Below are 25976 nucleotides of genomic sequence, written 5' to 3' on the forward strand. Positions count from 1 at the left end.
TTAAGGGAAGCATGATGCTTAACACTCTCCATCATTATTGATAAATATGAATATACGGCTCTTCTGCATCTACATCACGAACAATTAATGCTTCTGGGCCATAAACAGATGTAATGCTAACCTGTACAGAAGAAGAATTATTTGGAGGGAAATGCTCCATCACCTTTCCTGCGACAAATTGTGTGAAGCCAAGCGCTTCTGCTTCTCCATAAAATTGAATCGGAATCTCGATACTTAAATTCTGCATTTTATCATTCACATAGAAAGCTCTTCCGACCACACCATTAAAGTTAGGAAAATATTTCTCGATATCTTGCTTGAAATAAGAAAATGCATCTACTTCTGATTTATATTTTGTATCAGAGCTTGGGAATAATACATATTTTTCATTAATACTTTCCCAATCACCAATACTATTACTATTTCCTGCTATCTTTGCGTAAGCGAAGAAGTTTCCAGGTACAACTGAAGAGCTTTCCTTTTGTTCAAAAAGAGAGATAATAATCGGAACCTGCCCAAGGCCTTCTACTCCTCTTATTCTTTTGACTACTTCTGCTGCAATTTTCTTTCCTTCTTTTTCAAGCTTTGTTCGATCAATTTTAAGCTCTTTGGCCGCTCCATTTTCTTCATAGGTGTATACAGAATTCATTGCTAAACCAATGGAAATCCCACCAAGCTTTAAGCTCTTATCATCCGTTTTCACCAAATAATCATGCTCCAGTATATGAGCTAAATAAACAGGTACTTTACCCTTATCCTTGCCAGATGGGTTTAGCCCATCAGGATTCTTTTCTGATTCTCTCCCTAGCCAGTTGGAAATTGTATCTTTATCTAAATACTGACCTTCTTGAAAAAAATATTCTTCAGGATCATAGGCATTTTGTGCGATTCTCATTAGGCCTGTTTCAAATTCAGCAATGTCATAACGTGTATTTAAATTATTTACAACTAATCCTCTTGCTTCTGAAGGCTTAAATGGGACCACTACCTTATAATAATCATCAGAGATTTTATAGTTCGGCAGAATAGCCGTTTCCGTCGTATTACTATCTACATCCTCTGTCTTTACTTTTTCTTCTTTATTAAAGTTTGGTGCACAAGCTGATAGAACCAATACTAGTACCAACACCATCATTACGTGTTTCTTCATTCGTTAAACACACCTTTATTCTTCAATTCTTCCATAAGTCTTTCCTCATCCCAAACTTCAATGCCTAGCTGTTCCGCTTTTGTTAGTTTGCTTCCTGCATCTTCCCCTGCAATTACTAAATCTGTTTTCTTTGAAACACTTCCTGTTATTTTACCACCTAATAATTCAATTTGTTCTTTTGCTTCATTACGAGAAAGCTGCTCTAGCTTTCCTGTTAATACAATTGTTTTACCAGCAAAAGCTGAATCAGTCTCTTCCACTGCTACTGGTAATGGACCGGTATATTCCATATTAACGCCATACGTTTTAAGCTCGGTAATTAATTCGATTACTTCTTCTTGTTCGAAAAAAGTAACAATCGAATCAGCCATTTTTTCACCAATTTCGTTAATAGCTGTTAAATCCTCTTTAGCAGCTTCCATAAGCTGGTCCATTGTTTTAAATTCCATCGCAATTGTTTTGGCTGCCTTGGCTCCTACATGTCGAATTCCTAAACCAAATAATAGCCTTTCAAGGGAGTTTTGCTTTGATGCTTCAATTGCTTCTAATAAATTATGAACAGATTTTTCGCCCATTCTTTCTAATTGTATTAATTGGTCGAATTGTAAAGTGTATAAATCAGCCACATCTTCGATTAGTTTTTCGGAAAATAATTGGCTGATTACTCGCTCACCAAGTCCGTCTATATTCATTGCATTCCGAGAAACAAAATGAATCAAGCCTTCCCTAATTTGTGCTGGGCATTTTGGATTAATACATCGTAATGCCACTTCCCCTTCGATACGAACAAGTTCACTCTCGCATTCAGGACAATGAGTTGGCATCAGAAATTCTGCTTCTTCACCAGTTCTTTTTTCTACTAAAACATTTACTACTTCTGGAATAATGTCTCCAGCCTTTTTTATTACAACCATATCGCCAAGCTTAATATCTTTTTCTCTTATTAAGTCCTCATTATGCAAGGAAGCTCTTTTAACTGTTGTACCCGCAACCTTCACTGGTTCAAGTACTGCAGTAGGTGTAATCACACCTGTTCTCCCAACATTTAGTTCGATGCTTAGAAGCTTTGTCATTACTTCTTCAGCTGGAAACTTATACGCTATCGCCCATCTCGGACTTTTTACGGTTGTTCCAAGCTGTTCTTGATGTGCTAAATTGTCTACCTTTATCACAATACCATCTATTTCGTATGGCAAGTGAGGACGTTTTTCCTGCCAGCCTTCAATATATTGTAAAACATCCTCGATAGTTGCACATCTTTTTCTTTCTTTATTCGTCTTAAAGCCAAGCCTGTCTAATAAATCAAGACCATCGCTATGGGATTGAATACCAGTCTGTCCAGCATCTCCAATCGCATAGAGAAAAATATCCAAGTTTCGAGAAGCCGCAATGCGAGGATCTAATTGGCGTAAGGAGCCTGCTGCTGCATTCCGTGGATTCGCAAATGGCTCTTCTCCATTTTCATCCTTCGCTTTATTCAGTGCCTCAAACGACTTTTTCGGCATAAATGCTTCACCGCGAACTTCTAAACTCACCGCCTGATTTAATCGGAGCGGAATAGAGCGAATTGTTTTGAGATTCGCTGTAATATCCTCTCCAGTGGTCCCATCTCCTCGTGTGGCTCCTTGCTCAAATAAACCATTCTCATATCGAAGAGAAACAGCAAGCCCATCTATCTTTAATTCACAAACATATGAAAAGTCATCACCGATAACTGCACGAACCTTCCGATCAAAATCACGTAAATCAGCTTCATTAAATGCGTTCCCTAAGCTCAGCATCGGCTTTTGATGCTGAACCTTTGAGAACATATCCAATACTTCTCCTCCGATTCTCTGGGATGGAGAATCATTAGTTTTTAAGCTGGGGAATTTTTCCTCCAACTGGATTAATTCATTTAATAATGCGTCATATTCCGAATCAGGAACAGAAGGATTATCCAGAACATAATATTCATATCCATATTGATTTAATAAATTATGCAGCTCTTTTACTCGCTTCTCTGCAAGGTTTTGTTCCATATATCCTTTTCCTTTCCTTATCCTTTTTGAATCGGTGCAAATTTAGCCAATAATCGTTTAATTCCTACTGGGCTCGGAAAAGCAATATCTAATTCTTTCGAATCGCCTTCGCCTTTTACACTTACAACTGTACCAGTGCCCCATTTTCCATGGACCGCTTTATCGCCTATGCTCCATCCGATTCCTTCACCACCTGTTGCAACTGCCGCAGGACGAATAACAGCCTTTCTCGTTGGCTGTTGTTGTGTATAAGAGCTTCGACTACTATTGTGAGGAGAAGCCATTCTTTGCCTATTTGAAACTGGATTTAATCCTTCTAGTAAATCTTCTGGAATTTCTTTTACAAAACGAGAAGGTGGATTCATATTGGTACGTCCAAATAATGTTCTCATCTGTGCATTTGTTAAATATAATTGCTTTTCAGCTCGCGTAATGCCTACATATGCAAGGCGACGCTCTTCCTCCATTTCCGTTTCTTCCATTAATGAACGGGAATGAGGGAATACACCTTCTTCCAGACCAATTAAGAAAACAATCGGGAATTCCAAACCTTTTGCAGAATGCAAGGTCATTAAGACAACCGAATCCGCTTGATTTCCGTCATCATCTAACTTATCAATATCAGCAACCAATGCTAAATCTGTTAAAAAGGCAATTAACGATTTATCATCATTAGCTTCCTCAAAGTTCTTCGATACGGACATAAATTCTTCAATGTTTTCTAATCTACTTTGAGCCTCAATCGACTTTTCTGCCTTTAGCATATCTACATAACCAGATTTATCAATAACTTCTTCGACAAGTTCTGTTACAGATAAATATTCCTGCATTCTTGTATAATTTTGAATCAAATCGCGGAATTCACTGGCAGCTTTTGTAATCTTTGGACTTAAACCAATTAATTCAACAGCTTCTAATGCTTGATACATAGACATATCATGCATTGCTGCGAAATTGGCAATCTTATCAACAGAACTAGAGCCAATTCCACGTTTTGGAACATTAATCACCCGTTGGAAACTAATATCATCATCCGGATTAGCGATTAAGCGAAGATAAGCAAGCGTATCCTTAATTTCCTTTCGATCATAGAACTTTATACCTCCAACAATCGAATATTCAATATTGGCTTTAAGAAGCATTTCCTCCATGACACGAGATTGTGCATTTGTTCGATACAGAATAGCTATATCTGATAAATTTAGAGAGCTTTCTCTTCTTAATTCTTGAATCTTTCCAATAACAAATTGTGCTTCCCCTTGTTCGCTATCCGCTCGGTAATAGTAAATTTTGCTTCCATCTTCATTTTCTGTCCATAAGTTTTTATCTTTACGACTAGAGTTATTAGCAATGACCTGGTTTGCAGCCTGTAGAATTCTTTTGGTGGAACGATAGTTTTGTTCCAGCATTACTACTTTTGCATTTGGATAATCCTTTTCAAAAGAAAGGATATTTGAAATATCTGCACCACGCCATGCATAAATAGACTGATCAGAATCACCAACTACACATAAATTGCGGAATCGACTTGCTAGAAGCTTGACTAGCATGTATTGCGATCTATTCGTATCCTGGTACTCATCCACATGAATATACTGAAATTTACGTTGATAGTATTCCAAAACTTCCGGTACTCTTTGAAATAAATTAATGGTCTGCATAATTAGATCATCGAAATCTAATGCTTGGTTCTTTCGTAAACGTCTTTGATATTCTGTATATACATCACTAACTATTTGTGAGAAGTAGTCGCCAGCAGTCTTCGCAAATTCCTCTGGAGTTACAAGTTCATTTTTGGAAGAACTAATACTTGCTAGAATAGCACGGGGATCATATTTCTTCGGATCGATATTACGGTCTTTTAAAATACCTTTAATAACGGATTGTTGATCAGTTGTATCCAAGATTGTAAAATTACGGTTGTATCCAATTCGATCAATATCTTTTCTTAAAATTCGTACACACATAGAGTGAAAAGTTGATATCCATATTTCTTCGCTTGCTCCGCCTAAAACAGCTGCTATCCTCTGACGCATTTCCTTCGCTGCTTTATTGGTAAACGTAATTGCTAAGATATTGTATGGATTGACTCCCTTTTCCACCATAAGATAAGCAATTCTTTGTGTTAAAACTCGGGTTTTACCACTTCCTGCCCCGGCCATTATTAAAAGAGGACCATCTGTTGCTTTTACTGCTTCCTTTTGCTCAGGATTTAATCCATTTAAAATTTTATCTGTTAAAAATTGCATCTTTTCACCACCATAAGAACATATATTCTATTTTAACCTAGCTTTATTGTTTATTCAATGCTTGCTCTTTTTCATTTCAACTGTGTTTAATGCGGCTGATAGGTCTTTATAAATAACGTTTCCGACTACAATGACATCAGCATATCTTCCCATTTCCTCTGCCTGTTCTACTGTCTCAATTCCTCCACCGTAAAACAGGACCGTCTCGTTCAATTGACTTTTAGCCGCTTTTACAAACGAAGGGTCTCCATAACTCCCGCTGTATTCCATATAAAAAATAGGCAAATGAAACATCTTCTCTGCCATTAAAGCATAGGCTGCAATATCTTCTTCTGATAAATTTGTTTTTGCACTCGTTAATTTCGCAGCTTTACAATCTTCGTTTAAAACACAATAGCCTTGAATGAGAAATTCATCCCAATCCATTAGTTCTCCGTATTCCTTCACTGCTTCATGATGAAGACCAGTTATCCATTTTGTATCACTGCTATTTAAAACAGTAGGAATAAAATATAAATCAAATCCGGGTGAAACCGAATCTATTGTTGACACTTCTAATATACAAGGAACTGTATAGCGACGGACACGAGCCATGAGATTCAATACATTATCTAACGTAATCCCATCTGTTCCACCAATGATGATTGCATCTGTACCAGATTCGCATAAACTTTCTAATGCTTCATCTGAAATTTCCTTATTTGGGTCTAATTTAAATACATGACGCCATTCGCGCACATCATACATGCAAACTTCCTCCATTCTAACCATTACATCATTTCATTATAGCATTAGATATTCCATCAAAAAAGAAATCCTACCGTATAATTTCTTGTAAATTTTTCTTAGTGACAAGAAAAGCGCAGGGCACCCGGTTAGGAGCGTGTGGAATGGAGTGACCTTTCCTGAGATATAGGAAACACGGTGAACGTCAGTGAACCGATGTTGACTTATCGTAGGGAAAGGGCGCGAAGCCCAGCAGCTCCTGGGTGCCCGAAGCTAGACAATTAGAAAAGCGCAGGCGCCTTGCTTACCGCCGTACAAACTGGAGGGGCATCGACTGAGATATAGGAAACACGGCGAACGTCAGTGAACCGATGTTGACTTATCGTAGGGAGGTGTCCTGAAGTTTGCTAGGCGGTAGGCGCCGGAGCTAGACAATTAGAAAAGCGCAGGGCACCCGGTTAGAATTTATAGTACTTTTACTATTGGACGAAATCGGCAAAGCAATTGTTTCATGATTCACAAAGCAAGTAAGAAAGTTTATTCTTTCAAAATAAAAAAGGGGTTGTCCGAAAAGAGAAAATCGTTAGACTTCATCTTTTTTGGGACACCCCTTTATCCTATTCTTCCGTTTCGGTCTGTTCGTCTTTCTTAATTCGTGATAATGCTAATTCATACGCGTCGTTACCATAATTTAAGCATCGTTTTACACGAGATATAGTTGCGGTACTTGCACCTGTTTCTTTTTCAATTGTATGATAAGTATTGCCCTCTCGAAGCATCCTTGCAACTTCTAACCGCTGCGACAGTGATTGAATTTCATTCACTGTGCATAAATCATCAAAAAACTGATAGCATTCTTCTAAACTCTCTAGGGAGAGAATGGACTCAAATAATTGATCCAACTCTCTTCCTCTTAATTTATCTATTTGCATAGGAACCTCCATTTTTTCCTTAATGAATTACTCCATGGATTAAAAAACTATTTAATCATTTTTTCAACGTAACAGCACTCTTTAGGCCTGGGGTAGAAGGAATAATATTTATCCATGTCTTTCCTGGTACGAGTCCAACTTGTTTATCTTCTTTAAATGGGAGAATTCGCCCGTTTATATTTTTCCAATTTACTTCCTGCCATCTTCCATGCTGTAACAAATATGCATTGCCGCCAGATAGTAAATCAATGTCTTTCCTTCCTTTATTATCAACAACCTTATGACTGGTTTCAATAATAAAAACATTATCTACCGCAACAGATGCCTTAGTCTCATTATCTATTGTTTGTTCTCCATCTGAAAAACGAATATATTTCTGGACATCCTGATCATATAAAAACTGTGAATTATAGTTTGGATTTTCCCCATAATTAATGCTAATCGAACTTGACTCTTCTCCCTCGATTTCCTCTAACCCCTTTGTATTTAAAAATAACAAAGGTTCTGGTGCCCCCTTAAGTGAATAATTCTTTGCATTTGCCCCCTTCTCAATATTAGCAAAGCTTATGTAAGAATTATGAGGTGCAACTCGGTCAGGGGACCTTTTAAAGAGGGTGCCATCATACTCCATCCCATTTAAATTATCAATATAACCGTTTGTAAGTAGTTTTTTTGCTTCTGGACTATATCCATGAGCAATATATAAACTATTATAACCCTTTGCTAGCTCGATATAATAGTCTCGGGAACTACGGACAGGGCCAATAAGCTTAGGGTTTGAACTTTGAAAAATCGCTAGAAATCGGGTAACTTCTCCTTCTGCTAATACTTCATACACAATATCTGCTTCTGTCAGTCCTGTTTGAGGTCTCGCTTTAGGATGATTATTAATCATAACAGAAACTGCACGATTCGTACTTTCTGTGTTACTTGGCAGCCCAGATAGTGGATACAAAGTGGAAAGATCTGTTATCCCCTCTTCATCCTTCGCTCCATTGCTGGTCTGATTACCATTATGTTTTCCTACATCTTTCGGTTCACTATTGCAGGCTGTTAAGATAAAAAGCAGAATTAGAGAAACAATCCACCTTTTTTTCATAGTCCCCTCCTATTTTGTTATCGGTGCAATGGGAATGTTTGTGACTATATAACTACTCTGCTTATAAGAGAATAGAACTTTATCTACTAAATATATCAGAATATTCTAATTAAACAATAGGACTCTTTTATATTTTAACGCATTATCGCTGGAAAGAGTACAGTTTTATTCATTACATCATATAAACCTTTTTGGGTTATTCGAATATATGGTAAATGAGTGGAGGTAAAAAATACAATTGTATAAATTGGGTCCTCATAACGATAACCTCTGTCCTTTATATATTCGAATAGTTCTTTTTCTTTTTCAATTAATTCTTCCATCGGCATGGAAGCCATCATCCCTCTTAATGGCAAAGGAATTTCTATATCAATCTTGCCGTCTTTCACTAAGACAATCCCTCCGCCTATTTCTTTTAATCGTTCAAATGCGGTTATCATATCTTTTTGACTTTTTCCTAATAACACAATATCTCCATCACCTGTATAAGAACTAGCCATTCCTCCAATTCTATTGGAGAAGCCCTTTAATAAAGTATTGATTCGCCATTCTCCTTCTCGGTCAATCAACATGAAATAACATTCATCATGTTCCTCTGTCAGAATAGTATCAGAAACATTAATGGAAATGGAATATGGCTTTGTAATGACGGCATTTTCCAAGCTTATTCCAAACGGCATCGAAAATTGCATATCAAGACTATTTACATTCCACTTTATATCTAATGGACTTAAATCAAACTGTTTCCAGTCAACAGGAGGATACGCCTCTTTCATTTCTTTGCCATCTTTTTTCACCCAAATTCCTTTGGCTAATACAGAAACAGGAGTTGGATTTTTTTTATCCTTCAGAAAGTTGATATTTGCGACTCTTCCAGTTGCAATATTCCCATGCAAATGTTCCATTCCATGATATTTAGCGATATTAATGGTTGCCATATTATAGGCATCTATTACTGGTACGCCATGATTCATCGCAATCCGAATAAGCTGATCAATATGACCATTTTCATAAAAGGAAGAAGGAGATCCATCTGTTGTTAACATAAAATAATCATAATGTTCAATTCCCAATTCTTTTATTTCCTTTAATAATTTCGGTAAATCTGGGCGAATAGACGAATAACGAAGACTAACTTTGTATCCTTGGAGCAAACGATTTAACACTTCTTTCCCTGTCATTGCTTCATGATCACTATCCACTCCGAGCAACATCAATTTGGCCAGTGTTTTCTCCGATGCTCCTGGAAAATGTCCCTCAATTCTTTTTCTTAATCGCTTCGTCTCCTGCATCCAATGAAGCATCATATCGTCACCATCGAGAAGCCTCGGCCATCCCGTTAGCTCTCCACCTTGAATAACTGCCTCATGCTCCAGCCAACTTTTTACATTCCCATGAGAAAATACCAGTTCTTCCTCTTGTAACTCTGTTTGAGCATCATACCTGCCCCACCATAATATGGTGGAAGGAATTTCATTCATAAAGTTCAAAAAAGTAAACGCTTTCTTTTTTTCTAACTGCATAGCCAATACTAAGTTATCATTTATATGTGTCGTTGTTCCAAATTGTGATGTATATCGGGCTAATGTTAGGGGATTATAAATTTGAAAAGGATGCGCATGTGGTTCAATGTACCCTGGAACTAAAAAAAGATTAGTGCAATCAACAATTTCTGCTCGATCTATTTGTTTGGGCATATCGTTGCCCACATAAATAATTCTATCTTGATATATCCATATATTAGCAAGAAACCACTTTCGTAAGACCTGATTTAAATAAGTTGCATTCTTTAAAACGATTGAAGGGGATTTTTCACCATTCAAAATGGATACATGGTCACGCAAAACTTTGTTTTTCCATCGATATCGTTGAGCTAACACTACGCTTCCTCCCTTTTCATATCTGTAACCTGTATATAAAAAAATGTAACAATTTTTCTTTATTTATTTGATGAAGAAATTGTATGGAATTTCCTAAGATTAACATTATTTTACCATATAAAGTAACAATTCATATTACCGTTTTGTTAAATTTATGTAGGAGGAACGAAACTTATGAATCCAAAACAAAATATAAGTTTGATTAACGCGCTTATTCGAATTACTTGCGGCTTTACATTTCTCGCATGGAGCACAGCAAAAATGGCCAAGAAGCCTTATAAACAATCTTATTTACTTATTGCTCTACTTGCTGGAATGAAAATTGCAGAAGGGATTGTTCGTTATTGTCCAATTGTTGCTCTTTATGAGAAAAAGGATGCAATTATGCCAAAATCCGAGCACAGCCATTCTAAAAGTCAAGGTTCCAATATACCTTCATCTGGTAATAGTAAAACCACTAAATCTGCTTCGTCATCTAAGGAAGTTGCTGAGATGATGGAACAATTTAGTCCAGAGAAAATATTTTCCCCAGATGATATGAAAAAATAATCACTACATGGGCTATCCAAGAGATTGGATAGCCTTTATCTCTTACTGATTATAGGTTTAGGATTACTTGGATGTGGTAAATGCATTAACAGAAATGAACGAAGGAGCTGATCAAATGACAAATCCGAAAAATCCACTGGATCTATACTATAACGATAACTTTCCAAAACAATATCAGGAGCCTCCTGGTGTCCAAGCTAAAATGGACCCCCAACCTGACTGTGGAGAAACTAGCTATCAAGGATCTGGTAAATTAAAGAATCGAAAAATATTAGTTACCGGTGGCGATTCTGGAATTGGGCGTGCAGCTGCCATCGCTTATGCTCGTGAAGGTGCAGATGTAGCGATTAACTACCTTCCAGAAGAACAAGAAGATGCTGATGAAGTACAAAAGCTAGTCGAAGCAGCAGGGCAAAAAGCCGTTCTTATACCTGGAGATTTAAGTGATGAAAGTTTCTGTAAAGACTTAGTGGACAAAGCCTATAATGAGCTTGGTGGACTCGATGTATTAGCTTTAGTTGCAGGTAAACAACAAGCAGTTGATGATATTATGGAACTTTCTACAGAGCAGCTACGAAAAACTTTCGAAGTAAATGTATTCTCTCTCTATTGGGTAGTGAAAGCAGCACTTCCATACTTACCAAAGGGAGCTTCTATTATCACAACTACATCTGTTCAAGGCTATAACCCTAGCCCAAATTTACTAGATTATGCTCCATCTAAATTTGCTATCAATGGCTTCACTCGAGGACTTGCCAAGCAATTAGCATCTAAAGGAATCCGGGTAAACTCCGTTGCTCCAGGCCCAATTTGGACTGCCTTACAAATTACAGGCGGACAGCCAAGTGAAGCCATCCCAACGTTCGGTCAGCAAGCTCCATTAAAACGAGCAGGACAACCAGTCGAACTATCTAGTATTTATGTTTTCTTAGCATCCGATGAATCTAGCTATGTTACCGCACAAATATACGGTATAACAGGCGGAATTGAATTAGCATAAATTTTAAAGTGGAAGTTCTTTCATTGCCTATGTTAATGGACTAAGAGGAGCTTCCTCTTTTCCTTTTAGCCTTCTTTTTCTGCTTCCGGGCACAGAGAGCCTTTCTCTATTGCCTTTCACTATATATACGTATGTTATCCAATTAACATACTAAAATAACAAAAAATCCCCATATGCAATCAACAAAGTTCGCATACAGGGTTTTCTTCTTATTTTATTGCTTTAAAGCCAATGTCTTTTCGATAAAAAATACCATCGCTTTCTAATTTCTCTAGTTCCTTATATACTTTATCCTGTGCCGCTTTTAATGTACGGCTCTTAGCAGCAACTAACAAAACACGTCCGCCATTCGTGGTAAATGCACCAGTTTCACTTAGGTCGGTTCCTGCATGAAAAATAGAGACATCCTCCATTTTATCTAATCCTTGGATAACCGCACCTTTTTCATATGCCCCTGGATAGCCTTTTGCCGCAATGACTACTCCTAGCATATCCTCTTCATACCATTCAATCGATGGAGTTTCTCCATTTAAAATAGATAAAATGACTTCCACTAAATCGGACTTCATACGTGGCAAGATAACTTGTGTTTCTGGGTCCCCTAGTCTTGCGTTAAACTCAATTACTTTGGGACCTTTATCTGTTGCAATTAAGCCAGCGTATAAAATACCTGTAAACGTTCTGTCTTCTGCTATCATTGCTTTTGCAGTTGGTTTGACTATTGTTTCAATGGCAGTTTGCACGATTGCCGGATCAATATGTGGAACAGGAGAATAAGCCCCCATCCCCCCTGTATTTGGCCCTTTATCTCCGTCAAAAGCACGTTTATGATCTTGCGCAATTTCTAACGGAATCACAGTTTCTCCATTCACAAAGGACATTAAAGAAAATTCTTCTCCGGCTAAAAACTCTTCAATAACGACTGTTGCAGATGCACTTCCGAATTTTTCACCAACAAGCATTTCCTGGATGCTTTCTAGTGCCTCTTCCAGGTTCATAGCCACGGTTACACCTTTTCCTGCTGCTAATCCGTCTGCTTTAATAACAATTGGTGCACCCATTTCCTCAATATATGCTTTCGCCGCCTCATAATCCGAAAAGGTTTGGTATTCCCCTGTTGGAATTTGATATTTCTTCATTAAATCTTTTGCAAAAGATTTGCTTCCTTCTATTTCTGCGGCACGTTGATTCGGACCAAATACTTTTAAGCCAGCTGCTTGAAATGCATCTACTACACCCAGAAGTAACGGTACTTCTGGGCCGACAATGGTTAAATCAATCTTTTGCGTAAGTGCAAAATCAACCAGTTTTTCGACCTCTGTTTCTTCTATTGCAACACGCTCTGCCACATCAGTCATTCCTACATTTCCTGGCGCTACAAAAACTGTTTCAACTTTTTCACTTTCGCTTACTTTTGTACAAATCGCATGCTCCCGACCACCGCGGCCAATAACAAGTACTTTCATTCTTTTATATCCCCCAAGCTTTCAAGATATTAATGTTTGAAATGTCTTACTCCTGTTAATACCATTGCAATTCCGTATTCATTGGCTTTTTTGATGGAATCTTCGTCACGAATACTTCCACCTGTTTGAATAATTGCTGTTACTCCCGCTTTTGCAGCCGCTTCAACCGTGTCATCCATCGGGAAAAATGCATCTGATGCTAATACTGCCCCTACTGCCTTTTCTCCTGCTTGCTCTAAAGCAATTTTTGCAGAACCAACACGATTCATTTGCCCTGCACCGACACCTAGCGTCATTTCTTTGTTATTTACTACAATTGCATTTGACTTAACATGCTTCACAATTTTCCATCCGAATTTCAGCGCTTCCCACTCGTCGTCTGTAGGCTTCTTGTCTGTAGGAATGGTGATGGTAGCATCCTCTAGAGAATAGCGATCAAAATCTTGTGTTAATAATCCACCCTCAATCGAAGTGAATTTCATTTCTTTGCTGCTCCCTGTTCCAAAAGGAATCGTTAATAAACGGATATTTTTCTTTGCTTGTAAAATATCTAATGCTTCTTGGGAATACGAAGGAGCAATTACTATTTCTAAGAAAATTTCATGCAGTTTCCTAGCTGTCTCTGCATCTACTTCTCTATTTAATGCAATAATCCCGCCAAAAATAGAGACTGGATCTGCTTCATATGCTTTAGAAAAAGCTGTGAAAATATCTTCGCCTGTCCCAACTCCACAAGGATTACTATGTTTAATCGCAACTGCAGCAGGATCTGTAAATTCTTTTACAATTTGGATAGCAGCATCTGCATCATTGATATTATTGTAAGACAGCTCTTTTCCGTGCAGTTGCGTCGCATTTGCAATCGAAAATTCAGATCCTAAAGGCTTGCGGTAAAAGGCTGCCTTTTGATGTGGATTTTCTCCATAGCGTAAAGATTGTTTTAGTTCATATGTAACCGTTAATTTCTCTGGTGTTTCCTCTTCCGTAAGCTCTGTCATATATTCTGCAATCATCGCATCATAAGCAGCTGTATGACGGAACACCTTTGCTGCAAGTCTGCGTCTCGTTTCAAACGATACTTCTGCTTTCTGCTTTAATTCCGAAATAACCGTTTGATAATCAACAGGATCAACCACTACTGTTACATACTGATGATTTTTTGCCGAGGCACGAAGCATTGTTGGTCCGCCAATATCAATATTTTCAATTGCATCTTCTACTGTTACATCCGGCTTCGCAATCGTTTGTTGAAAAGGATATAAATTAACACATACAAGTTGAATTGGATCAATCTTATGCTCTTCTAATTGAGCAGCATGACTAGGCTCATCGAATTTAGCAAGCAATCCTCCATGAATATAAGGATTTAAAGTTTTCACTCTACCTTCTAGGATTTCAGGAAAGCCAGTGACTTCACTAACACTCATTACAGGAATCCCACTATCTTGAATTGCCTTTTTTGTTCCGCCTGTCGAAATTAACTCAAAACCTAATTCATGAAGCTCTTTTGCAAAATCTGTAATACCTGTTTTATCAGAAACACTAATTAACGCTCTTTTTTTCATTATTATTCCTCCTGATATTTCATGCCTGTTGATTACGTACTTATTAATGAAATGCTTCTGCTTTATGGAGCAATTGTTGAATTACCTTTGGATATAACTGGTGCTCTAACGCCTGGATTTTTTCTTGCACGCTTTCCCTAGTATCTTCTTCTGTTAAGGTAATGGATTCTTGCGCAATAACGGGACCGGTATCCATTCCTGCATCCACATAATGAATCGTAATGCCCGTTTGCTCGACCCCTGCCTCTATTGCTTGTCCTATGGCATCCTTGCCTGGGAAAGATGGCAGAAGAGATGGATGAATATTGATTATTTTTCCTGCATAAGCTTGTAAAAGTGTGTCGCCTACTAATCTCATATATCCTGCAAGAACAATTAAATCAATTTTATTCTTATCTAAATGCATTAAAATTTCTTTTTCATACTCCGCTTTTTCTGGATAATTCTTCGCTGCAAAAACAAAGGTGGGAATTTCTTCTTTCATCGCTCTATCAATCACATAAGCTCCTGGTTTATCTGAAACTAATAGAGTAATCGAGGCATTTAATTCGCCTCGTTTTATCGCATTTACTATTGCCTGAAAGTTAGATCCATTACCAGAAGCAAAAACAGCAATCCGCTTCATATACATTCCTCCGCCTTTATTTGAGGATGATATTTATTTCCCCGTCGTCTGTTACTCTTCCAATTGTATACGCCTTTTCTCCTATTCGAGTAAAGTGATCAATGATCTGTTCTTCGTCCTCATTGCTTACAGCAAGAACCATTCCCGTTCCCATATTAAAGATGTTATACATCTCTTTACGATCGATTTCGCCAATTTTCTCCATTTTTTCAAAAACAGCAGGTACTTCCCAATTAGCTTCGTCCAATTCCATTCCCAAACCATCTGGAAGCATTCTTGGAATATTTTCGATAAATCCTCCCCCAGTAATATGAGCGAGACCTTTAATTTCAAATTCTTTTAGAGCAGAAAGAACGGGCTTTACATAAATTCTAGTCGGCTTGATTAACTCTTCTCCTAATGTACAGCCGAATTCCTCGATATAATCAGATAAAGACATATTCGCTTGTTCGAAAAATAATTTTCGCACTAGAGAATAGCCATTGCTATGAATACCGTTAGAAGCAAGACCAATCAAGACATCCCCTGCCTGGATTTTTTCACCTGTTACAATTTTTTCTTTTTCACAAGCTCCCACAGCAAATCCTGCTAGATCATATTCTTCTTCCTCATACATGCCCGGCATTTCAGCTGTTTCTCCGCCAACCAACGCACATCCGGCTTGCTCACAACCGTCTGCAATTCCTTTGACAATGGCCTCGATTTTACTAGGCTCAGCTTTTCCACAAGCAATATAGTCAAGGAAATAGATTGGTTCTGCCCCTTGGACGACGATATCATTTACGCACATTGCCACAGCATCAATTCCAATCGTATCGTGCTTATCCAGCATAAAAGCAAGCATTAACTTTGTTCCTACCCCATCTGTCCCCGATACCAAAACGGGGTTTTGTAAATTTAGAACAGATAAATCAAACATGCCGCCAAATCCGCCTAATCCCCCCAGAACGCCTGGGCGAATCGTTTTCTTCACATGCTTCTTCATTCTTGTTACTGCCTCATAGCCAGCTTCTATATTAACGCCTGCTTGTTTATAAGCCTCAGCCATTTTATGCCTCCTAAATTGTGATAATTCAATGGAAAAGCGACATCATCGCATGCCGCTTTTCTTTTATTTACCGTTATTGTTACACTTTTTCATATGGATGATCAGCGTTCGGATAAATTTCAGTTGGGTACTTGCCAGTAAAGCAAGCTAAACAATGGCCTCTATTTTCTCCATCATCTGTACGGCCAATCGCATCAATCATTCCTTCTGTGCTTAAGAAGATAAGAGAATCAGCACCAATTATTTCACGAAGTTCTTCAACGGAATATTTCGATGCTATTAGCTCTTCTTTAGTAGATGTATCAATTCCATAGAAACAAGGATTTTTAATTGGTGGAGAGCTGATTAATACATGCACTTCTGTTGCTCCTGCTTCTCTTAGCATCGTTACAATACGTCTACTTGTTGTACCACGTACAATAGAATCATCCACCATTATTACTCTTTTCCCTTCTACCACTCCACGAACAGCCGAAAGCTTCATCTTGACACCTTGCTCGCGAAGGGATTGTGAAGGTTGAATAAATGTTCTGCCAACATAGCGATTTTTAATCAGTCCAAGCTCGTACGGTATTCCTGTTGCTTCCGCATATCCGATTGCTGCAGAAATACTAGAATCAGGTACTCCCGTTACTACATCTGCTTCAATTGGTGCTTCGATTGCTAATCTTTTCCCAAGATTTTTACGCGCAGTATGGACATTGATCCCATTGATGTTGCTATCAGGTCTGGAAAAATAAACATACTCCATTGTACACATTGCAATATTAGATGCGACAGAAAACATCTCTGAACGAAAGCCATTGTCATCAATGATCAACAGTTCTCCCGGCAAAATATCACGAACAAACTCTGCTCCTACGACATCAAAGGCGCATGTTTCAGACGCAACAACATAAGCATCTCCTAATTTCCCTAAAGAAAGAGGACGCATTCCATTTGGATCTAAGGCAACCATTAATTCTGTTTCCGTTAAAATAAGAAAAGCATAGGCACCTTTAATCATTGTCAGTGCATTTTTCACTCTTTCCTTAAAAGCCGCAAAGCCGCCTCTTCTAATTAAATGTGCAAGCACCTCTGTATCAGAGCTTGTTTGAAAAATACTTCCTTGTGCTTCTAGCTGGCTTTTTAAAGCTGTCGCATTTACTAGGTTTCCGTTGTGAGCAAGTGCCATACTTCCGCTTTGGAAGTGGAACAGAAGAGGCTGGACATTTTCATAGCCTCCTCCTCCTGCTGTAGCATAACGCACATGACCTATTGCTGCTTTTCCACTTAATTCTTTTATTGCTTCTTGCGTGAAAATTTCAGAGACTAATCCCTCTCCCTTGATTCCCTTTAATTTTTCACCATCTGTTGCTACAATGCCAGTGCCTTCTTGACCACGATGCTGTAAGCTATGCAGTCCATAATATGCCAATTGAGATGCATCCTCATGTCCCCAGACACCAAAAATGCCACATTCCTCATTTAACCCTCTTATTTCAGCAAGCATGGAATTGCTCCTCTCCAGGCGTTCGTTAATGAATCAACCTGCTCATTTACTAGAATAGTTTCCCCTTGGCTAATGGTAAGAACGGCTGTATCTGTAACTTCTCCTACTAGTGTAGCAGGAACTAATTTTTCAAAAGTCTCTTTGTTTTCTGGTTTAATTGAAAGCAAGAAACGTGATTGTGATTCACTAAAAAGTGCTGTTACAGCATCTTCTGTAACATTTACTTTTGCTCCTAAGCCTTTTGAGCTGATTAAGCTTTCCGCAACAGCAACTGCTAACCCGCCTTCAGCTAAATCGTGAGCAGATTCTACAACGCCTGCACGAATTGCCTCCAGCACTGCTTGCTGATACGTTTTTTCAAGCTCTAAATCTAAGGAAGGTGCCTTGCCAGAAATAGTTCCTTCAAGCATTTTTTGCAGCTCACTTCCGCCAAACTCTGCTTTTGTTTCCCCGAGCACATAAATTAAGTCACCAGCAGATTTAAAGCTTTGTGTAGTAATGTCTTTCGTATCCTTTATTAATCCGACCATGCCAATGACAGGAGTAGGATAGATAGCTGTTCCATTTGTTTCATTATATAAAGAGACATTCCCGCCGATTACTGGTGCATTCAAAGCTAAGCAAGCTTCACTGATTCCATCTGCCGCTTTTTCAATTTGCCAGAAAATCTCTGGTTTCTCTGGATTTCCAAAATTTAAGTTATCTGTAATGGCAAGTGGTTCTGCCCCAGAACAAACAATATTACGTGCTGCTTCTGCTACTGCAATCTTGCCGCCTGTTTCTGGATCTAAGTATAAATATCTTGCATTACAGTCCGTTGTCATCGCTAATGCCTTTTTCGTTCCGCGAATACGTACTACAGCTGCATCAGAACCTGGCGCCACTACTGTATTCGTACGAACCATATAGTCATATTGATTATAAACCCACTCTTTGCTTGCAATTGTAGGCTGTTTTAACAGATTAAGAAGTGTTTCTCCATAGTTATTTACGGTAGGAATATAGTTTTCCATTGCTTGGAACTCGCGATAATATGTTGGTTCACTAGATGGCTTATGATAGACAGGAGCATCCTCTGCTAAAGCATCTGCAGGAACATTTGCTACTATTTCTCCTTTATGAAGAAGACGAAGCATTTTATCATCTGTTACAACACCAATTGCTACTGCTTCTAAATCATATTTATGGAAAAGATCTTTAATTTCTTGTTCTCTTCCTTTTTTTACGACAATCAACATACGTTCTTGTGATTCAGAAAGCATCATTTCATAAGCAGTCATTCCTGTCTCACGCTGTGGTACTAAATCTAAATTCATTTCAATACCAGAGCCGGCTTTACTCGCCATTTCTGCACTAGAGCTTGCCAGTCCTGCAGCACCCATATCCTGAATACCAACTAATGCATCTGATTGAATCAGTTCAAGACATGCTTCAAGAAGAAGCTTTTCCATAAATGGATCCCCAACTTGTACTGCTGGACGCTTTTCATCTGAGTTCTCTGTTAATTCCTCAGATGCAAATGTCGCACCATGAATACCGTCACGTCCTGTTTTGGCTCCAACATACATCACCGTATTCCCGACACCATGCGCTTGGCCTTTTTTAATATCCTCATGATTAATTAAACCAACACACATCGCATTTACAAGAGGATTTCCAGCATAAGAATCATCAAATGCAATTTCTCCACCAACTGTTGGAATCCCTATACAGTTACCATAGCCAGCAATTCCAGCAACTACTTCTCTAAAAAGATATTTTGTCCGTTCATTATCTAATTCACCGAAGCGTAAAGAGTTAAGAATAGCAATTGGTCTTGCTCCCATGGAGAAGACATCACGGATAATTCCACCTACGCCTGTTGCAGCACCTTGATATGGTTCTATAGCAGATGGATGGTTGTGACTCTCGATTTTAAACGCAACCGCTTGACCATCGCCAATATCTACAATTCCTGCACCCTCGCCAGGCCCTTGTAACACTTGAGATCCTGTAGTTGGGAATTTTCTTAATACTGGCTTCGAATTTTTATAACTGCAATGTTCTGACCACATAACAGAAAATAACCCAATCTCCGTATAGTTAGGAAGACGGCCAAGAATTCCTTCTACCATCGCAAACTCTTCATCCGTCACACCCATTTGTTTGTAAATTTCTTCTGATTTAATTTGTTCTGGACTTGGTTCAAGCATTAACGACATTTGCTTCCCTCCACTGACTAACGATTGATTTAAATATTTTCAGACCATCTGCTCCACCTAATAGCTCATCTACCGCTCTTTCTGGATGTGGCATCATGCCAAGGACATTTCCTTTTTCATTTGTGATTCCCGCAATATTTTCTAAACTTCCGTTTGGATTTGTACCATTATAAGTAAAGACAATTTGGTTGTTTGCTTTTAAGTTTGCTAATGTTTTTTCATCACAGTAATAATTCCCTTCTCCATGCGCAATTGGTACTGTGATTACTTCATTTACATCATATTCAGAAGAAAACATTGTACGATTATTCACTACTTGCAGTTCAACTGGCTTACAGATAAACTTTAAGCTTTCATTTCTTCGCATTGCGCCAGGCAGTAAACCTGCTTCTAATAATATTTGGAATCCATTACATACACCGAGAACTGGTTTGCCTGCTTCTGCTGCTTTCACTACTTCTTTCATTACATTACTGAATCTTGCAATTGCTCCTGTACGAAGATAGTCACCATATGAGAATCCCCCAGGCAGCAAAATTCCATCAAAGCCTTCTAAGCTGTCTGTATCATGCCATACGTATTCTACTTCTTCCCCAAGCTCATCTTTCACCGCATGGAACATATCAACATCACAATTGGACCCTGGAAATACGATTACTGCAAACTTCACTGTGCAACAACCTCCTCCACCTCATAGCGGTAATCTTCAATCACAGTATTAGCAAGTAACTTTTCGCACATTTCCTTCACTAGTTCATCGATATTTCGTTCTGATTTATCAATCGTTAATTCTAAGTACTTCCCGATACGGACATCTTCTACTTGTTTATAATTTAATGAATGTAGGGATCCTTTTACCGCATTTCCTTGTGGATCTAATACACTTTCTCTTAATGTGATATATACTTTAACCTTAAACATATTGACTTCCCCCTAGTCTCGCTAAAATATTTTCATATGCATCTGTTAAATTTCCTAAATCGCGGCGAAATACATCTTTATCTAATTTCGCATTTGTTTCTTTATCCCAAAGGCGGCATGTATCTGGCGAAATTTCATCAGCAAGAAGAACATTTCCCTCTTTGTCTTTGCCAAATTCTAATTTAAAATCAACTAGGTTAATTCCCAATTCTCCAAACAACCTGCATAATACTTCATTTACTTCCAATGCCTTCTTCTTTAAAATGGCAACTTCCTCTGTTGAGGCAAGCTTTAATTCTTCGATATGGTCCTCCGTAATCATGGGGTCACCTAATGCATCATCTTTGTAGTAAAACTCAACTAGCGGTTTTGATAACGAAATCCCCTCTTTTATTCCTAATCTTTTTGAAAAACTGCCTGCTGCTAAATTTCGAACAACTACTTCTAACGGAATAATGTCTACTTTTTTCACAAGCTGTTCTGTTTCTGACAATTTTTTCACGAAATGCGATGGAATACCAAAGTCTTTTAACTTTAAGAATAATAAACTAGTAATCTCATTATTTAATCGACCTTTGCCTGTAATAGTTGCTTTCTTCTCTCCATTAAAGGCAGTAGCGGAATCCTTATATTCCAGCCAAACTATATTCTCATCCGAAGTTTCATACACTCTTTTTGCTTTTCCTTCATACAATAAAGCTCTCTTTTCCATTTGAAGAGTCTCCTTATCAAAAAAATTAGGGATAAAACGAAAAATTCTAACTTGTAATTCCTTACTCAAAATTCGGTATATTCTGTTTTCATAATTTATAGTAGAGCTGTCATTTTATGTGACAGCTCTTATTTTTTTATAGGCCAAGACGATCAAAAATCGTATCAACATGTTTAATATGGAAGTGATAATCAAAACAATCATCAATCTCTTCTTTTGTTAACTTAGAAGAAATGACTGCATCATTATCCACCAGCTCACGGAACGGTACTTGCTTTTCCCATGATTCCATTGCTCTAGGCTGTACAGTATCATACGCCTCTTCTCTTGTAAGCCCCTTATCAATTAGAGCAAGTAATACTCGTTGTGAGTAAATTAAGCCAAGCGTACGATCCATATTACGTTTCATATTCTCTGGGAATACAGTTAAATTTTTCACGATATTGCCAAAACGATTTAACATATAATTTAAGGCAATTGTTGCATCAGGAATAATGATTCGCTCTGCAGATGAATGAGAAATATCTCTTTCATGCCATAGAGGAACATTTTCATAGGCAGTCAGCATATAGCCACGTATAACACGAGCAAGACCTGCCATGTTTTCTGAACCAATTGGGTTACGCTTATGCGGCATAGCCGAGGAACCTTTTTGTCCTTTGGCGAAAAACTCTTCCACTTCTCTAGTTTCACTTTTTTGCAGTCCACGAATTTCCACTGCAAATTTTTCAATAGATGTAGCGATTAATGCTAGTGTTGACATATAATCCGCATGACGATCACGCTGTAATGTTTGCGTAGAAATCGGAGCTGGCTTAATCCCCAATTCTTTACATACATATTGTTCTACAAAAGGATCAATATTTGCATAAGTTCCAACTGCACCAGAAATTTTGCCATATTCAATTCCTTCAGCAGCTGCCTTAAATCTCTCAAGGTTACGTTTCATTTCCTCATGCCATAAAGCAAGCTTTAAACCAAAAGTAGTTGGTTCTGCATGCACCCCATGTGTACGCCCCATCATAACGGTGTATTTATGCTCTTGTGCTTTATTCTTCAGAATTTCAATAAAGTTCTCTATGTCTTTTAACAAAATTTCATTTGCTTGTTTAATTAAGTAGGAAAGTGCTGTATCTACAACATCTGTAGAAGTTAAACCATAATGCACCCATTTTCGTTCTTCTCCAAGCGTTTCCGATACCGCTCTAGTAAATGCTACAACATCATGTCTTGTATCCATTTCTATTTCTTTAATACGCTCGATATCAAAAGAAGCATTTTCACGGATTTTTTTTACATCCTCTTCTGGAATCTCACCAAGCTTTACCCAAGCCTCACATGCTAAAATTTCTACCTCTAACCATGCTTTAAAGCGATTTTCCTCTGTCCAAATGTTTCCCATTTCGGGTCTTGTGTAACGATCAATCATTGTTTATCCTCCGATTTTTTCTTTCTGTACCTTCCATATGTGCGTATTCTCGATTTCATCCAAAGCCATTTCAACAGAAGAACGAAGCAAAGTAGCATGCCCCATCTTTCTATTTTCTTTAGGATCCTGTTTTCCATAAAGATGAATCTTCCAATCCTGTAACTCAGGAATTTGTCCGATTACCTTTCCTTGGTGCTGACCGAGAATATTAACCATAACAGCAGGTCTTAATAATCTAGTGCTTGCTAACGGCCAATTGCACACCGCACGGATATGCTGCTCAAACTGTGAAGTCTCGCATGCCTCAATTGTATAATGCCCAGAGTTATGTGGTCTAGGAGCCAACTCATTAATATAAATCTCTTCATCCTCTGTCAGAAACATTTCTACTGCTAATGTTCCTACTAAATCTAGATTTTCAGCAAGCTTACTTGCCTTTTCTATCGCTAAGTCCTTTGCTAAGTCACTAATACGAGCTGGAACAATTGATTCATGCAAAATATTATTAAGATGAATATTTTCACTAACTGGAAAAACAGTAGCTTCTCCCTTTCCACTTCTAGTGATAATAACTGATATTTCCTTATTAAAAGAAATCCATTTTTCTAATACACAGACTCCATTGTTCAAAAGCTTTTCCGCTTCTGCTATTTGACTGCTTTCTTTAATAACATATTGGCCTTTTCCATCATAACCTCCACGAGCCGTTTTTAAAACAGCTGGATAGCCTAATTCTGCTAATCCATTATAAATATCCCTTGCTTTCTCTACCACAACATATGGAGCTATATTAATATCAGCGTGTTCGATTGCCTTTTTTTCCTTTACCCGGTCTTGCGTTATTTCTAATAAAGCTGAACCCTGAGGAACATACGCATTATTGGTTAGCCATTTGAGACAAACCGCATCTATATTTTCAAATTCATACGTAATAACATCACTAATCTCTGCCAGCTTCTTAATAGCAGATAGACTATCATAAGCATCTACTATTTTATAATCAGCTATCTGCCCACAAGGAGAGTCTTCAGTCGGATCTAATACAGCAATTCTAAACCCTTGTGCTTTTGCCGCAATTGCCATCATCCGCCCTAACTGACCGCCACCTATAATGCCAATCGTCTGCCCTGGTAAGATTACTCGATTAGACAAGCTCATCACTACTTTCCATCACTTCTTTTTTTGTTCTTTCTCTCATGGAAAAAAGTCTTTCTGCTAATTCTAAATCTGAAGCACCAAGGATTTGGGCTGCAAGAAGTCCTGCATTAGTTGCCCCAGCTTTTCCAATTGCTACAGTAGCTACAGGAACTCCTCCAGGCATTTGTACAATTGACAATAATGAATCCAGCCCATTTAAAGCTCTTGATTGAACAGGAACTCCTATAACAGGCAAAGTTGTCTTAGCTGCAACCATCCCTGGAAGATGTGCTGCTCCTCCTGCACCAGCAATAATTACTTTAATTCCTCTATCTCTCGCGCTTTCGGCATATTGAAACATTAAGTCAGGAGTACGATGAGCAGAGACTACCTTTTTCTCGTAATCTACTTCCAGTTGATCTAATATGCTGCAAGCATGCTTCATTGTTTCCCAATCTGATTTACTCCCCATGATAATACCAACTGATGCGGTCATGCTCTCCCCCCTGATTCCTATTTAAAAAGCCCTAGACAGAAAACTTCTTCACTAAAAGAGAGAAAGTTCTGTCCAGAGCTTAAATAAACCTGAATAAAGTAGGTTTCTACTTTTTTCAGCTCTTTTTCATTCACTTTCCCTCATAGTCCAGTATTTTACGGTTACCGGGTAGAAACTTATGGGCCATATTCCCATTATTATATGAGGGCTATTTAATTAAACAATTAATTCGTTTATCTGTTAGTTAACACTATACCATCTTAACAAGCATATTTATATATTGTCAACACTAAATGTCGAACAATTAATATAGTTTTATTTTTATTGTTCGTGATTTAACCTTCTAACTGGATAGCTTCAAAGATTATTTGCTGTGACACAGGCTCATAAGACATTTGACCATTTACCTTTACTTCTTTAAAAACAGGCTTTTCCATCCGCTTTATTGGCATATAGCCTTCCTGTTTCATTCTGTCTAAACAGTCATCAATCGACTCATTTGTTTGCACTTCAAATCTTTTTTTCTTACTCATTAAATAACTTTCCTTTCTTAACACTTTTCACCCAGAACCCGCCATAAATTGTTTTAGGCTCATATGCAATTATAAATGCCTTTGGGTCTAATTCTTTAATTGTTTGATATAATTTTAATTCATATTTTCGAGGAGTCAATATCTGCAAAGCCATACGGTCGCCTTCTAATCCTTGTGCAGTCCACGTTGTTACTCCATATCCCTGTGTTCTTAAGGACTTCGGCAAATCTCGATCATATTCCTTTGTAATAACATTTACTGTTATATATCCTAAAGCCAGTTTTTCCTCGATCTTCATCCCTACAATGACTCCTATTCCATAACCAATAGCGTAGGCAAGCAAGTTTTGAATTTGATCTAAATTATCTAAAACCAGCCCTAATCCAATAACATAAATGACTACCTCAATCATACTGATGAAGGCAGCTAAGTATCTTTGTCCCTTTAAAGTTAAAATCATTCGTATCGTAAAAAAAGAAACATAAACAATATTAATTACAAGAATAATCAATATCATTGTAACACTATTTTCAAGCATGTACTTTCTCACTCCCAGATGTATTAATAATCCTATATTATACTTATAATTACCTAATTAGAGAGAAGTAAACAATCTTACCTCTACATCTAGAAGACAGATAAATCAGAAAAATTAATATATTATAGTAGAAAGTAGGATTTTTTTATTTCCTATCTAAATTAATCCCTAAAATCAGATTTATAATTCAAATAATATTTAGTATAG

General features: G+C 37.8%; 23 protein-coding genes and 1 riboswitch. Of the genes, 2 read left to right on the plus strand and 21 right to left on the minus strand.

Annotated features, from left to right (window positions below; translation table 11 throughout):
* Nucleotides 1–34 precede the first annotated feature (34 nt).
* The 7 genes from NSS71_RS22140 to NSS71_RS22170 form a co-directional block, all read right to left on the minus strand.
* Nucleotides 35–1150: a CamS family sex pheromone protein gene (locus NSS71_RS22140; RefSeq protein WP_047944696.1), complete on the minus strand. Its 1116-nt coding sequence runs from the start codon at nucleotides 1148–1150 to the stop codon at nucleotides 35–37.
* The gene (gene ligA / locus NSS71_RS22145) at nucleotides 1147–3171 is read right to left on the minus strand and encodes an NAD-dependent DNA ligase LigA (RefSeq protein ID WP_047944697.1); all 2025 of its coding nucleotides are present in this window, start codon (nucleotides 3169–3171) and stop codon (nucleotides 1147–1149) included. The genes NSS71_RS22140 and ligA overlap by 4 nt, the downstream gene beginning before the upstream one ends.
* 17 nt (nucleotides 3172–3188) lie before the next feature.
* Nucleotides 3189–5420: a DNA helicase PcrA gene (gene pcrA, locus NSS71_RS22150; RefSeq protein ID WP_061801320.1), complete on the minus strand. Its 2232-nt coding sequence runs from the start codon at nucleotides 5418–5420 to the stop codon at nucleotides 3189–3191.
* Nucleotides 5421–5474: 54 nt separating this feature from the next.
* Nucleotides 5475–6167 (minus strand): heptaprenylglyceryl phosphate synthase, encoded by a 693-nt coding sequence (locus NSS71_RS22155; RefSeq protein ID WP_047944699.1) that lies wholly within the window; start codon nucleotides 6165–6167, stop codon nucleotides 5475–5477.
* Nucleotides 6168–6763: 596 nt separating this feature from the next.
* The gene (locus NSS71_RS22160; protein ID WP_047944701.1) at nucleotides 6764–7078 is read right to left on the minus strand and encodes a YerC/YecD family TrpR-related protein; all 315 of its coding nucleotides are present in this window, start codon (nucleotides 7076–7078) and stop codon (nucleotides 6764–6766) included.
* 55 nt (nucleotides 7079–7133) lie between these two features.
* Complete coding sequence (locus NSS71_RS22165) at nucleotides 7134–8177, minus strand: DUF3048 domain-containing protein (protein ID WP_061801299.1); 1044 nt, start codon at nucleotides 8175–8177, stop codon at nucleotides 7134–7136.
* 134 nt (nucleotides 8178–8311) lie between these two features.
* Nucleotides 8312–10057, minus strand: a complete 1746-nt coding sequence (locus tag NSS71_RS22170; protein WP_095259387.1) for an adenine deaminase C-terminal domain-containing protein — start codon at nucleotides 10055–10057, stop codon at nucleotides 8312–8314.
* Nucleotides 10058–10231: 174 nt separating this feature from the next.
* Here NSS71_RS22170 and NSS71_RS25750 point away from each other — a divergent pair, with 174 nt between their 5' ends.
* Nucleotides 10232–10606, plus strand: a complete 375-nt coding sequence (locus NSS71_RS25750) for a YgaP-like transmembrane domain (RefSeq protein WP_095259388.1) — start codon at nucleotides 10232–10234, stop codon at nucleotides 10604–10606.
* A gap of 115 nt (nucleotides 10607–10721) precedes the next feature.
* A complete protein-coding gene (locus NSS71_RS22180; protein WP_047944706.1) occupies nucleotides 10722–11606 on the plus strand; it encodes an SDR family oxidoreductase in 885 nt (294 codons plus the stop codon).
* A gap of 209 nt (nucleotides 11607–11815) precedes the next feature.
* On the opposite strand, the gene purD is transcribed toward NSS71_RS22180, so the two are convergent.
* From purD to NSS71_RS22250, 14 genes are all read right to left on the minus strand, one after another.
* Nucleotides 11816–13072 carry a phosphoribosylamine--glycine ligase gene (gene purD / locus NSS71_RS22185; RefSeq protein WP_047944708.1) on the minus strand — a complete coding sequence of 419 codons (1257 nt, stop codon included), beginning with the start codon at nucleotides 13070–13072 and terminating at the stop codon, nucleotides 11816–11818.
* A 29-nt stretch (nucleotides 13073–13101) separates the two neighbouring features.
* Nucleotides 13102–14637 (minus strand): bifunctional phosphoribosylaminoimidazolecarboxamide formyltransferase/IMP cyclohydrolase, encoded by a 1536-nt coding sequence (gene purH, locus NSS71_RS22190; RefSeq protein ID WP_095259390.1) that lies wholly within the window; start codon nucleotides 14635–14637, stop codon nucleotides 13102–13104.
* Nucleotides 14638–14680: 43 nt separating this feature from the next.
* Complete coding sequence (gene purN, locus NSS71_RS22195) at nucleotides 14681–15262, minus strand: phosphoribosylglycinamide formyltransferase (protein WP_095323107.1); 582 nt, start codon at nucleotides 15260–15262, stop codon at nucleotides 14681–14683.
* Between the two features lie 16 nt (nucleotides 15263–15278).
* Entirely contained in the window at nucleotides 15279–16310 is a 1032-nt protein-coding gene (gene purM / locus NSS71_RS22200) for a phosphoribosylformylglycinamidine cyclo-ligase (RefSeq protein WP_047944711.1), read from the minus strand.
* 79 nt (nucleotides 16311–16389) lie between these two features.
* Nucleotides 16390–17802: an amidophosphoribosyltransferase gene (gene purF / locus NSS71_RS22205; RefSeq protein WP_047944712.1), complete on the minus strand. Its 1413-nt coding sequence runs from the start codon at nucleotides 17800–17802 to the stop codon at nucleotides 16390–16392.
* Entirely contained in the window at nucleotides 17787–20003 is a 2217-nt protein-coding gene (purL, locus tag NSS71_RS22210; RefSeq protein WP_047944714.1) for a phosphoribosylformylglycinamidine synthase subunit PurL, read from the minus strand. The genes purF and purL overlap by 16 nt, the downstream gene beginning before the upstream one ends.
* Nucleotides 19987–20673, minus strand: coding sequence for a phosphoribosylformylglycinamidine synthase subunit PurQ (gene purQ, locus NSS71_RS22215; RefSeq protein WP_047944716.1), 687 nt, complete (start codon nucleotides 20671–20673; stop codon nucleotides 19987–19989). Before purQ ends, purL begins: the two co-directional genes overlap by 17 nt.
* Nucleotides 20670–20924 carry a phosphoribosylformylglycinamidine synthase subunit PurS gene (gene purS / locus NSS71_RS22220; RefSeq protein WP_047944717.1) on the minus strand — a complete coding sequence of 85 codons (255 nt, stop codon included), beginning with the start codon at nucleotides 20922–20924 and terminating at the stop codon, nucleotides 20670–20672. The genes purQ and purS overlap by 4 nt, the downstream gene beginning before the upstream one ends.
* The gene (purC, locus tag NSS71_RS22225) at nucleotides 20917–21636 is read right to left on the minus strand and encodes a phosphoribosylaminoimidazolesuccinocarboxamide synthase (RefSeq protein WP_047944718.1); all 720 of its coding nucleotides are present in this window, start codon (nucleotides 21634–21636) and stop codon (nucleotides 20917–20919) included. Before purC ends, purS begins: the two co-directional genes overlap by 8 nt.
* A 136-nt stretch (nucleotides 21637–21772) precedes the next feature.
* Complete coding sequence (purB, locus tag NSS71_RS22230; protein ID WP_047944719.1) at nucleotides 21773–23065, minus strand: adenylosuccinate lyase; 1293 nt, start codon at nucleotides 23063–23065, stop codon at nucleotides 21773–21775.
* 3 nt (nucleotides 23066–23068) lie between these two features.
* Nucleotides 23069–24223, minus strand: coding sequence for a 5-(carboxyamino)imidazole ribonucleotide synthase (gene purK, locus NSS71_RS22235; RefSeq protein WP_341152052.1), 1155 nt, complete (start codon nucleotides 24221–24223; stop codon nucleotides 23069–23071).
* Nucleotides 24210–24698 carry a 5-(carboxyamino)imidazole ribonucleotide mutase gene (gene purE / locus NSS71_RS22240; protein WP_061801301.1) on the minus strand — a complete coding sequence of 163 codons (489 nt, stop codon included), beginning with the start codon at nucleotides 24696–24698 and terminating at the stop codon, nucleotides 24210–24212. Before purE ends, purK begins: the two co-directional genes overlap by 14 nt.
* 123 nt (nucleotides 24699–24821) lie before the next feature.
* A riboswitch (purine riboswitch) is annotated at nucleotides 24822–24923 on the minus strand.
* A 110-nt stretch (nucleotides 24924–25033) separates the two neighbouring features.
* The gene (locus NSS71_RS22245; protein ID WP_047944722.1) at nucleotides 25034–25231 is read right to left on the minus strand and encodes an NETI motif-containing protein; all 198 of its coding nucleotides are present in this window, start codon (nucleotides 25229–25231) and stop codon (nucleotides 25034–25036) included.
* Nucleotides 25224–25769: a DUF2179 domain-containing protein gene (locus tag NSS71_RS22250; RefSeq protein ID WP_047944723.1), complete on the minus strand. Its 546-nt coding sequence runs from the start codon at nucleotides 25767–25769 to the stop codon at nucleotides 25224–25226. Before NSS71_RS22250 ends, NSS71_RS22245 begins: the two co-directional genes overlap by 8 nt.
* Between the last annotated feature and the right edge of the window lie 207 nt (nucleotides 25770–25976).

The organism is Niallia sp. FSL W8-0951 (assembly GCF_038006525.1).
In the GTDB taxonomy this organism is placed as follows: Bacteria; Bacillota; Bacilli; order Bacillales; family Cytobacillaceae; genus Niallia; species Niallia circulans.

Coding starts and splice junctions, on each gene's coding strand:
- NSS71_RS22140 (WP_047944696.1), bottom strand. CDS start 1,150: ATGAAGAAACACGTAATGATGGTGTTGGTACTAGTATTGGTTCTATCA.
- ligA (WP_047944697.1), bottom strand. CDS start 3,171: ATGGAACAAAACCTTGCAGAGAAGCGAGTAAAAGAGCTGCATAATTTA.
- pcrA (WP_061801320.1), bottom strand. CDS start 5,420: ATGCAATTTTTAACAGATAAAATTTTAAATGGATTAAATCCTGAGCAA.
- NSS71_RS22155 (WP_047944699.1), bottom strand. CDS start 6,167: ATGTATGATGTGCGCGAATGGCGTCATGTATTTAAATTAGACCCAAAT.
- NSS71_RS22160 (WP_047944701.1), bottom strand. CDS start 7,078: ATGCAAATAGATAAATTAAGAGGAAGAGAGTTGGATCAATTATTTGAG.
- NSS71_RS22165 (WP_061801299.1), bottom strand. CDS start 8,177: ATGAAAAAAAGGTGGATTGTTTCTCTAATTCTGCTTTTTATCTTAACA.
- NSS71_RS25750 (WP_095259388.1), top strand. CDS start 10,232: ATGAATCCAAAACAAAATATAAGTTTGATTAACGCGCTTATTCGAATT.
- NSS71_RS22180 (WP_047944706.1), top strand. CDS start 10,722: ATGACAAATCCGAAAAATCCACTGGATCTATACTATAACGATAACTTT.
- purD (WP_047944708.1), bottom strand. CDS start 13,072: ATGAAAGTACTTGTTATTGGCCGCGGTGGTCGGGAGCATGCGATTTGT.
- purH (WP_095259390.1), bottom strand. CDS start 14,637: ATGAAAAAAAGAGCGTTAATTAGTGTTTCTGATAAAACAGGTATTACA.
- purN (WP_095323107.1), bottom strand. CDS start 15,262: ATGAAGCGGATTGCTGTTTTTGCTTCTGGTAATGGATCTAACTTTCAG.
- purM (WP_047944711.1), bottom strand. CDS start 16,310: ATGGCTGAGGCTTATAAACAAGCAGGCGTTAATATAGAAGCTGGCTAT.
- purF (WP_047944712.1), bottom strand. CDS start 17,802: ATGCTTGCTGAAATAAGAGGGTTAAATGAGGAATGTGGCATTTTTGGT.
- purL (WP_047944714.1), bottom strand. CDS start 20,003: ATGTCGTTAATGCTTGAACCAAGTCCAGAACAAATTAAATCAGAAGAA.
- purS (WP_047944717.1), bottom strand. CDS start 20,924: ATGTTTAAGGTTAAAGTATATATCACATTAAGAGAAAGTGTATTAGAT.
- purC (WP_047944718.1), bottom strand. CDS start 21,636: ATGGAAAAGAGAGCTTTATTGTATGAAGGAAAAGCAAAAAGAGTGTAT.
- purB (WP_047944719.1), bottom strand. CDS start 23,065: ATGATTGATCGTTACACAAGACCCGAAATGGGAAACATTTGGACAGAG.
- purK (WP_341152052.1), bottom strand. CDS start 24,223: ATGAGCTTGTCTAATCGAGTAATCTTACCAGGGCAGACGATTGGCATT.
- purE (WP_061801301.1), bottom strand. CDS start 24,698: ATGACCGCATCAGTTGGTATTATCATGGGGAGTAAATCAGATTGGGAA.
- NSS71_RS22245 (WP_047944722.1), bottom strand. CDS start 25,231: ATGAGTAAGAAAAAAAGATTTGAAGTGCAAACAAATGAGTCGATTGAT.
- NSS71_RS22250 (WP_047944723.1), bottom strand. CDS start 25,769: ATGCTTGAAAATAGTGTTACAATGATATTGATTATTCTTGTAATTAAT.